The organism is Methylobacterium sp. E-066, assembly GCF_022829635.1.
Taxonomy (GTDB): domain Bacteria; phylum Pseudomonadota; class Alphaproteobacteria; order Rhizobiales; family Beijerinckiaceae; genus Methylobacterium.
On the sequence record NZ_JAKSYO010000067.1, the window covers coordinates 16933 to 27175 of the forward strand.

The 10243-nt window shown below is 69.0% G+C and carries 5 protein-coding genes; 2 read left to right on the top strand and 3 right to left on the bottom strand.

Features of this window, described 5'->3' with window-relative positions:
- Positions 1 to 340 precede the first annotated feature (340 nt).
- Complete coding sequence (gltB, locus tag MKL20_RS07265; protein ID WP_409568128.1) at positions 341 to 5056, top strand: glutamate synthase large subunit; 4716 nt, start codon at positions 341 to 343, stop codon at positions 5054 to 5056.
- A 101-nt stretch (positions 5057 to 5157) separates the two neighbouring features.
- Positions 5158 to 6591: a glutamate synthase subunit beta gene (locus MKL20_RS07270; RefSeq protein WP_243962228.1), complete on the top strand. Its 1434-nt coding sequence runs from the start codon at positions 5158 to 5160 to the stop codon at positions 6589 to 6591.
- Positions 6592 to 6644: 53 nt separating this feature from the next.
- Here the strand turns inward: MKL20_RS07270 and MKL20_RS07275 are convergent, their stop codons facing one another.
- The 3 genes from MKL20_RS07275 to galE form a co-directional block, all read right to left on the bottom strand.
- Positions 6645 to 8078, bottom strand: coding sequence for a DUF459 domain-containing protein (locus MKL20_RS07275; RefSeq protein WP_244036113.1), 1434 nt, complete (start codon positions 8076 to 8078; stop codon positions 6645 to 6647).
- Positions 8079 to 8175: 97 nt separating this feature from the next.
- Complete coding sequence (locus MKL20_RS07280; RefSeq protein ID WP_244036114.1) at positions 8176 to 9381, bottom strand: lytic murein transglycosylase; 1206 nt, start codon at positions 9379 to 9381, stop codon at positions 8176 to 8178.
- A gap of 4 nt (positions 9382 to 9385) precedes the next feature.
- Positions 9386 to 10243, bottom strand: an 858-nt coding sequence (galE, locus tag MKL20_RS07285) for a UDP-glucose 4-epimerase GalE (RefSeq protein WP_244036115.1), incomplete at its 5' end; no start/stop codon positions are given.

Genomic DNA, 10243 nt, shown 5'->3' on the forward strand with positions numbered 1-10243 from the left:
CGCGCCCGCGTCCTCGCGCGATCCCTTGCTGAAACGGTTTCAATCTGCCAATTTCGCGACTTAGGACAGTAGAACTGTCCCATCGGCCGTGCATGCCGACCGTCTCCGTCTCGCGCACAAGCGGGAAATCCGGCAGACGGTCTCGAGCGCGCCAGCGCGCCGCTCCCCGGAGCGGTCCGGGTTCTCGATGAACGCAGGTCGACGGACGTGCCCTCCCGGGGACCGGCCGAACCGCCTGCGGCATCGGGTCGGGGCGCCGGGCGGCGACGGCTCGCGGGCATGAAACATGCTGGCGGGTTGATCGGCAGCGGACGGGATCGAGGGAAGGACGAGACGAAGCATGGCCCAGCGCGGACCCGCCGACGAGTTTGCTGCTTCCGAGTTCCAGGCTGTCGCTCCGCGCGGCGGCGCGATGCCGCTCACGGTGCGCGACCCCGCCCTGCCCAAAGCCCAGGGCGCCTACGATCCGGCCAACGAGCGCGATGCCTGCGGCGTCGGCTTCATCGCCGACATGCATGACCGCCGCACCCATGCCATCGTCCAGCAGGGCCTGAAGATCCTCGAGAATCTCGACCATCGCGGGGCGGTGGGCGCGGATCCGAAGATGGGCGACGGCTGCGGCATCCTCACACAGATCCCGCACGGCTTCTTCGCGGATGAGTGCTCGCGCCTCGGCTTCGAGCTGCCGCCGGCCGGCCAATACGCGATCGGCCAGTTCTTCATGCCCAAGGCCGAGGAGCCCCGGGCGATCATCCAGGGAATCATCGAGGCGGCCCTGGCCGACGAGGGCCTGCCGCTGCTCGGCTGGCGCGACGTGCCGGTCGATCCCGAGGATCTCGGCGTGGCCGTGAAGGCGACCGAGCCGCATCACCGGCAGGTGTTCATCGGTCGTCCCGGCTCGGTCTCCGACCAGGACGTGTTCGAGCGGCGCGTCTTCGTCGCCCGCAAGGTGATCTCCAACAAGGTCTATGCCCTCGACGACCCGCGGGTGAAGGAGTTCTACCCGGTATCCGTCTCGACCCGGACCATCGTCTACAAGGGCATGGTTCTGGTCACGCAGATCGGCGACTACTTCCTCGACCTGAAGGACGAGCGATTCGTCTCGGCGATCGCCCTGGTCCACCAGCGCTTCGCCACCAACACGTTCCCGACCTGGCGTCTGTCGCACCCCTATCGGATGGTCGCCCATAACGGCGAGATCAACACGCTGCGCGGCAACGTCAACTGGATGGCGGCCCGCCAGGCCAGCGTCGATTCGGACTTGTTCGGCAACGACATCTCGAAGCTCTGGCCGATCTCCTACGAGGGCCAGTCCGACACCGCCTGCTTCGACAACGCCCTCGAGTTCCTCGTGCAGGGCGGCTATCCGCTTGCCCACGCCATGATGATGCTGATCCCGGAGGCCTGGGCCGGCAATCCGCTCATGAGCGAGGAGCGGCGCGCCTTCTACGAGTACCACGCCGCCCTGATGGAGCCGTGGGACGGCCCGGCCGCCGTGGCCTTCACGGATGGCCGCCAGATCGGCGCCACCCTCGACCGCAACGGCCTGCGCCCGGCCCGCTACATCGTCACCGATGACGGGCTCGTCGTGCTCGCCTCCGAGATGGGCACGCTGCCGATCCCGGACGAGAAGATCGTCCAGTCCTGGCGCCTGCAGCCCGGCCGGATGCTGCTGATCGACCTTCAGAAGGGCCGGATCGTCTCCGACGAGGAGATCAAGGGCGAGCTCGCGGCCGCGCACCCCTATGCCGACTGGGTCAAGAACACCCAGATCGTGCTGGAGGACCTGAAGCCCGTCGTGGCGCGGGAATCGCGCTCGGACGTGAGCCTGCTCGATCGCCAGCAGTCCTTCGGCTACACGCAGGAAGACCTGAAGCTGCTGATGCAGCCCATGGCCGTCACCGGCCAGGAGGCGGTCGGCTCGATGGGCACGGATACGCCGCTCTCGGCGCTCTCCGAGAAGTCGAAGCTGCTCTACACCTACTTCAAGCAGAACTTCGCGCAGGTCACCAACCCGCCGATCGACCCGATCCGGGAAGAGGCGGTGATGAGCCTTGTCTCGTTCATCGGGCCGCGGCCGAACCTGCTCGACATGGAGGGCGCGTCCCGGCGCAAGCGCCTGGAGGTCCGCCAGCCGATCCTGACCAACGGCGACCTGGAGAAGATCCGCTCGATTGGCCATTTCGAGGACCGGTTCGACACCAAGACCCTGGACATGACCTACCCGGCCGAGATGGGCGCGCAGGCCATGGACGGCGCGCTCGATCGCCTCTGCGACCGGGCCGAGGCGGCGGTGCGTGGCGGCTACAACATCATCGTGCTGACCGACCGCGCGGTCGGGCCGGACCGGATCCCGATCCCGGCGCTGCTGGCCACGGCGTCCGTGCACAACTACCTGATCCGCAAGGGCCTCCGCACCTCGGTCGGCCTCGTGGTCGAATCTGGCGAGCCGCGCGAGGTGCACCATTTCGCGTGCCTGGCCGGCTACGGCGCTGAGGCGATCAATCCCTATCTCGCCTTCGAGACGTTGCTGGCGATGAAGGACGAGTTCCCGCCGGACCTCACCGACGACGAGATCATCTACCGCTACATCAAGGCGATCGATAAGGGCCTGCTCAAGGTCATGTCGAAGATGGGCATCTCGACCTACCAGTCCTATTGTGGCGCGCAGATCTTCGACGCGGTCGGTCTGAACTCGACCTTCGTGGGCCGGGACTTCTTCGGCACCGCCACCACCATCGAGGGCGTCGGCATGGCCGAGGTCGCGGAAGAAACGGTCAGCCGTCACCGCGATGCCTTCGGCGACGCGCCGATCTACCGCAACGCCCTCGATGTCGGCGGCGAATACGCCTACCGGTTGCGCGGCGAGGCCCATACCTGGACGCCCGACACGATCGCGACGCTCCAGCACGCGGTGCGCCTCAACGTGCCCGAGCGCTATCGCGAGTATGCCGCGCTGGTGAACCGGCAGGAGAACCAGCTCAAGACCCTGCGCGGCCTGTTCCGCCTGAGGTCGGCAGCCGAGCTCGGCCGCGAGTCGGTGCCGCTGGACTCGGTCGAGCCGGCTTCCGAGATTGTCAAGCGCTTCGCCACGGGCGCGATGTCGTACGGATCCATTTCGAAGGAAGCGCACGAGACGCTCGCCATCGCGCTGAATTCCTTCGGCGGACGCTCGAATTCCGGCGAAGGCGGCGAAGAGGTCGAGCGGTTCAAGCCGCTGCCGGACGGGCGCTCGCGCCGCTCCGCGATCAAGCAGGTGGCCTCGGGCCGGTTCGGCGTCACGACGGAATACCTCGTCAATTCCGACATGATGCAGATCAAGGTCGCGCAGGGCGCCAAGCCCGGCGAGGGCGGCCAGCTGCCCGGCCACAAGGTCGACGCCAAGATCGCCAAGGTCCGCTACGCCACCCCGGGCGTCGGCCTGATCTCGCCGCCGCCGCACCACGACATCTACTCGATCGAGGATCTGGCCCAGCTGATCTTCGACCTGAAGAACGTGAATCCGTCCGCGGACGTGTCGGTGAAGCTCGTCTCGGAGGTCGGGGTCGGCACTGTCGCGGCCGGCGTCGCCAAGGCGCGGGCCGATCACATCACGATCTCGGGCTATGACGGCGGCACCGGCGCCGCCCCGCTCACCTCGCTCAAGCACGCGGGCGGCCCCTGGGAGACCGGCCTCGCCGAGACCCAGCAGACGCTGGTGCTCAACGGCCTGCGCGGGCGCGTCGCCCTCCAGGCCGATGGCGGCATCCGGACTGGGCGGGACGTAATCATCGCGGCCCTGCTCGGCGCCGACCAGATGGGCTTCTCGACCGCGCCGCTGATCGCGGCCGGCTGCATCATGATGCGCAAGTGCCACCTGAACACCTGCCCGGTGGGTGTCGCGACCCAGGACCCGGTGCTGCGCAAGCGCTTCAAGGGCACGCCCGAGCACGTGGTGAACTACTTCTTCTTCGTGGCCGAGGAGGTGCGTGAGATCCTGGCGTCCCTCGGCTTCACCAAGCTGGAGGAGGCGGTCGGGCGCTCCGACGTGCTCGACAAGGTCGAGGCCATCGCCCACTGGAAGGCGCGCGGGCTCGATTTCACCAAGCTGTTCCACCGCCCGAAGGTCGCCGCAGGCATCGCCATCCGGCATGTGGAGAAGCAGCACCACCCGATCGATACGGTCCTCGACCGGCGCCTGATCGAGCGGGCCAAGCACGCCATCGAGACCGGCGAGCCGGTGGTCGTCACCGACACGATCCGCAACTCGGATCGGGCGGCGGGCGCGATGCTGTCCGGCATGGTCGCCAAGGCCCACGGCCACGAGGGGCTGCCCGACGACACCATCGTGGTGAAGCTGGCCGGCACGGCCGGCCAGAGCTTCGGCGCCTGGGTCGCCGCAGGCGTCACCATCGAGCTGACCGGCCACGGCAACGACTATGTCGGCAAGGGCTTGTCGGGCGGCAAGCTGATCATCCGGCCGAGCGACGCCCTGCGATCGCCGCCTGACCGGACCATCATGGTCGGCAACACCGTGCTGTACGGGGCGATCGCCGGCGAGTGCTACATCCGCGGCTCCGCGGGCGAGCGCTTCGCGGTGCGCAATTCCGGCGCGATCACCGTGGTCGAGGGCATGGGCGACCATGGCTGCGAGTACATGACCGGCGGCGTCGTCGTCTCGATCGGCGAGACCGGCCGCAACTTCGCGGCCGGCATGTCCGGCGGCATCGCCTACGTGCTGGACGAGGACGGCTCGTTCTCGGCCCGGTGCAACCTCTCGATGGTCGATCTCGAACCCGTCGAGGAGGAGGACGACCTGATGCGCCGCTTCCACCAGGACGGCGACCTGGAGACCAAGGGGCGCGTCGACATCCTGGCCGACATGTCCGGCCACGACGAGGAGCGCCTGAGCCAGCTCATCACCAACCATCTCAAGTACACGGGCAGCCCGCGGGCCAAGCAGATCCTCGACGACTGGGCGAGCTTCCGCACCAAGTTCGTCAAGGTGATGCCGGTGGAATACCGCCGCGCCCTGCGCGAGATGGAGATGGCGCGGATGCCGGTGGCGGCGGAATAAGCCTCTAATGATCGGTGCCCGCGCGATACGGGCGCCGATGGCGGAATGAAGGTCTTATAGGCGGCAGCATCGGTCGATCTGCGGGCCTCAAGGGTTGATCGATGGGCAAGATCACGGGTTTCCTCGAGTTCGACCGGCAGGAGCAGAAGTACCAGCTCGCGGCCGATCGCGTGCGGCACTTCCGCGAGTTCACCCTGCCGCTCGACGAGCACGACCTGACCAAGCAGGCGGCGCGCTGCATGGATTGCGGCATCCCGTTCTGCCATGGCCCGACCGGCTGCCCGGTCCACAACCAGATTCCGGACTGGAACGATCTGGTGTTCCAGTCGGACTGGGAGGAAGCGTCGCGCAACCTCCACTCGACCAACAATTTTCCGGAGTTCACCGGCCGCGTCTGCCCGGCGCCCTGCGAGGAGGCGTGCACGCTCAACCTCGAGAACCAGCCGGTCGCGATCAAGACGATCGAGCAGGCCATCGCTGACCGCGCCTGGAACATGGGCTGGATCAAGCCCGAAGCGGCCTCCGTGCGCACCGGCAAGCGCGTGGCGATCGTCGGTTCCGGGCCGGCCGGCCTCGCGGCGGCCCAGCAGCTCGCCCGGGTCGGCCACGACGTGCACGTGTTCGAGCGTGAGCCGAAGGCCGGCGGCCTGCTCCGCTACGGCATCCCCGACTTCAAGATGGAGAAGCGCCACATCGACCGCCGCGTGCGGCAGATGGAGGCCGAGGGCGTGGTGTTCCACTACAACCAGAACATCGGCGTGACGAAGCCGGTCGAAGAGCTGAAGGCCGAGTTCGACGCGGTGATGTTCTGCGGCGGCGCGGAGGATCCTCGGAACCCGCAGCTCCCCGGACAGGAGCTGGAGGGCGTCCACTACGCGATGCCCTACCTGATCCAGTCGAACCGCCGCGTCGCGGCCGAGCCGATGCGCGGCAACGGCGAGGTGCCGATCCTGGCCTCGGGCAAGAACGTCGTGGTGATCGGCGGCGGCGATACCGCCTCGGATTGCGTCGGCACCGCGTTCCGCCAGGGCGCCCTGTCGGTGACGCAGCTCGACATTCGCCCCCGTCCGCCCGAGCGCGAGGACAAGCTGACGGTGTGGCCGTACTGGCCGACCAAGATGCGCACCTCCTCCAGTCAGGCCGAAGGCGCCGAGCGCGAGTTCCAGGCGGCGACCCTGCGGCTCGACGGCAACAAGAAGGGCCGCCTGACCGGCGTGGTCTGCGCCCGGGTCGATGCCAAGCGGCAGCCGATCCCCGGCAGCGAGTTCATCCTTCCGGCCGATCTGGTGTTCATGGCGATCGGCTTCGCAGGGTCGGTCCAGAAGGGCCTCCTCGAGCAATCCGGCATCAGCGTGAGCAAGCGCGGAAACGTCGAGGCGAACGAGGAGGATTACCGCACCTCGGACGAGAAGATCTGGAGCGCGGGCGACATGCGCCGGGGCCAGTCCCTGGTGGTCTGGGCGATCCGCGAGGGCCGCCAGGCCGCCCGCGCCATCGACGAAACCCTGATGGGCGCCAGCGTCCTGCCGCGCTAGGTTTTTGCGAGGTCATCGGCGCGGGATCACGAGGCCCACGCCGGTCTCCTGCTTCAGCCGGGCGGCCAGCGGAAGTCGTCGGCGCGGCCAGGCTGAGGCAATGGCGCAGCACCGCGCACCAGCGTCCGCTCGACGGTGCCGAGGTTGTCGCCGTCGCGCGGCCGTCCGGTCAGCAAGGTTCCACCGGGAGACACCTCGGTTCGACCGAGGGGCACCACGGGGCCCGCCGCGGGCTTGACCGGTAGTGCCGGGACGCCCGGGGGCTCCGGCAGGCTCGGCAGCATCGCGGTGATCTGGCGATCGATCGTCGCGGTATCGGTGGGCTGCCCCGAACCGTCGAGGCTCGGTCCCGTCGTCGAGGGCGGCCCGGCCGGCGCGATGGTTGCGGTCGGCGGCTGATCGGTCAGCGTCGGCGTCGCCGTGCCCATCAGCCGCTTCAGCTCGACATCGGCGAAATGCGCCAGCTTACGATCGCCGGCCTTGGTGAAGTGCACACCGTCGGCGGTGCGGAGCTTGGCGATCTGCCCTTCGGGATCCGGGCCCGAGGCCGCGTAGCGGTCGCGGTCATTGACGAAGCCGGGCCAGATATCGACATAGGTCGCGCCGGCCTTGGTCACGCTGTCCCGGACGAGGTCGTTGAGGCTCGCGAGATCCCGGCTCAGGCTGTCGCTCTGCATCGGCGGGAGCCCGACCCAGACCAGCGGCACCTTGTGGTCGGCGAACACCTTCACCAGGGCGTCGATCCGCGCGCGGTACAGCGCCTTCCAGCGATCGGTGAGCGGATCGACGGTCTCGTCGCCCTCACGGATCGGCTGCCGATCGTTAGCCCCCAGCATGACCAGCGCGTAACGGACCTTCGGGTTCGTGCGGAGATAATCCTCGGCGCTCTTGGGCCAGTCGACCACGTCCTTGCGCACGAGGCCGCTGTCGCCCTTCGCGCGATCGACGACCGCGATGTCGGCATTGTCCTCGAAGACGTCCTCGAGCCCATGGGCGAGATGGTCGGCCAGCGAATCGCCGAACACCGCGATCTGCACGTTCGGCGCAGTCTTGGCGATGGTGGGCTTCGGCGGTGTCGGCGCCCGGGCTGGCCGCTCCCGACGCTTGATCGCGGGCGGGGGCCGCTGCGCATCGGCGGTTCCGTAATTGCTGCGCGGCCGGGGCGCCCGATAGGTGCGCTCCTGCGGGGGGGCGACCGGCTGCTGGGGCCTGTCCTCCCAGGGCCAGTAGAACTGGCGCGGTGCTTCCTGGGGCGGCGCGTAGCGGGGCTGGCGCGCGTAGGCGCCGTCGTCGCGATAATAGGCATCGCGCGGGCGGCGCCGCATCGGCGCTTCCGAATAGGCCCCGTTCCCGGGCGGTTGATAGCTGTCGCCCCATTGCGCCAGGGCCGCCGTATTGCCGAGCAGCGACAGGGCTGCCTGGCCCAGCAGGACGGCCAGCCCGAGGAGGGCCAGACGGGTCGTGCGACGCCAGACGGCGACTCTCATGCGTATCCCGCGACTTCAGGGCGACCAGAATGCCGGCCGGCAGGCGACACTATACGGGAGACCGGCTTGCACGTCTAAACCGGGCTTCGGACCTCGATTATCGTGCCGGGCCGTTACCGTCCCGGACCTTGGCGAGCAGGGCCGGCGAGGCGTAGCCATCCGCTGGCAGCCCGGCGCCGATCTGGTAGCGCCGCACAGCGTCACGCAGCTTCGGGCCGGCCCGGCCGTCGGTCGGACCATCGTAGAGGCCGGCTGCAGTGAGGCCGGATTGAAGCGCGCGCAGTCCCGCGCCGTCGAGGCGTGGTCCCGTGGGCCAGGGCGCTGCGAGGGCGGGACCGCCGTCGAGACGGTCGGCGAGATGGCCCACGGCGAGGGCGTAGGAATCCGACGTGTTGTACTGGCGGATCACCTCGAAATTGCCGGTGATCAGGAAAGCTGGCGCGCCCATACCCCCAGGCAGGAACAGCGCGGCGTTCCCGCTTCCGGTCAACGGCTTTCCATCCGCCCGCCGGACCCCCCGAGCCGCGAAACCGCTGAGGGGTCCCGAATAGGCGGCCAGGTCGAAATCTTCCGGCAGCCGCACCTCGTAGCCCCAGGACAAAGCCGGATCCCAGCGCAGATCCTTGAGATAGGCCGCGATGGACGCGAGCGAGTCGGCGTCGCTGGTCCAGATGTCCCGGCGGCCGTCGCCGTCGAAATCGACCGCGTGGGCGAGGTAGGTGGAGGGCAGGAACTGCACCTGTCCCATGGCACCCGCCCAGCTTCCGCTCATCCGTTCGGGCGTGATGTCGCCGCGCTGGAGGATCGTCAGGGCGGACAGGAGTTCGTCGCGAAACAGCGTGCCGCGGTGCTTGGCCTCCGCCAGCGTCGCGAGCGCCCGGACGGTCGAGATGTTGCCGGCGCTCGCGCCGAAATCGGATTCGATCCCCCAGAACGCCAGCACGATCGGGGCCGGGACGCCGTACGTGTCCTCGATCGCCTTGAGCGTGAGCGCCAGGGTGGCCGATCGGGCGCGTCCCCGGGTGATGCGACCCGCCGAGACGGCACCGACGAGATAGTCCCAGACCGGCCGCACGAACTCACCCTGCTGACGGGTCCGTGCCAGGATTGTGGCATCGGGCGCCATAATGCCACGGAAGGCCGCCGCGAAGGTCTCGGCGGACACGCCGCGGGCTTCCGCCTCGGGGCGCAGGGACGCGATGAAGGCTTGAAAGGCATCGTTCGAAGCCGGCGCCTTCGCGGCCTGGGACATGCTCGGGACCAGAGACAGGGCGGCGGCAAGCAGCGCGCGGCGGGACGGCATCCCGTCAGACCCGATTGCGCGTACTGAGTTTGTCCTCCCAGGCCAGCGCCTGGGAGACGATGGCGTCGAGGTCGTCGTGGCGCGGCTGCCAGCCCAGCCGCGACCGGATCCGCCCCGCCTCCGCCACGATCCGCGCCGGATCGCCCGCCCGGCGCGGGCACAGCCGCACGTCGAAGTCCCGCCCGGAGATCCGCTTGACCACCTCGATCACCTCCAGGACCGAGTAGCCCCGGCCGTAGCCGCAGTTCAGCGTCAGGCTCTCGCCGCCCCCGCGCAGGTGATCCAGCGCCACCCGGTGCGCCTCGGCCAGGTCAGAGACCTGGATGTAGTCGCGCAGGCACGAGCCGTCCGGCGTCGGGTAGTCGGTGCCGTAGACGTCGAGCCGGTCGCGCCGGCCGAGCGCGGCTTGCGTGGCCACCTTGATCAGGTGTGTGGCGTCCGGGGTCGACTGCCCGGAGCGTCCGGCCGGATCGGCGCCCGCGACGTTGAAGTAGCGCAGCACCACGTAGGTGAAGCCGTGCGCGGCGGCCGCGTCGGCGATCATCCACTCGCTCATCAGCTTGGAGCGGCCGTAGGGGTTGATCGGGTTGAGCGGCAGGTCCTCGGGCACCGGCACCACCTCGGGCTCGCCGTAGACGGCGGCAGTGGAGGAGAAGATCACGTGGCGCACGCCGGCGCGGGTGGCGGCCTCGATCAGGGCGCGGGTCTTGACGGTGTTGGCGAGGTAGTAGCCGAGCGGATCGGCGACCGAGTCCGGCACGACGATCCGGGCGGCGAAGTGGGCGAGCGCGTCGATGCGGTGCTGCAGGATGGTCTGGGTGACCAGCGCCTGGTCGGCGACGTCGCCGACCACGAGCTTGAC

Coding starts and splice junctions, on each gene's coding strand:
- gltB (WP_409568128.1), top strand. CDS start 341: ATGGCCCAGCGCGGACCCGCCGACGAGTTTGCTGCTTCCGAGTTCCAG.
- MKL20_RS07270 (WP_243962228.1), top strand. CDS start 5,158: ATGGGCAAGATCACGGGTTTCCTCGAGTTCGACCGGCAGGAGCAGAAG.
- MKL20_RS07275 (WP_244036113.1), bottom strand. CDS start 8,078: ATGAGAGTCGCCGTCTGGCGTCGCACGACCCGTCTGGCCCTCCTCGGG.
- MKL20_RS07280 (WP_244036114.1), bottom strand. CDS start 9,381: ATGCCGTCCCGCCGCGCGCTGCTTGCCGCCGCCCTGTCTCTGGTCCCG.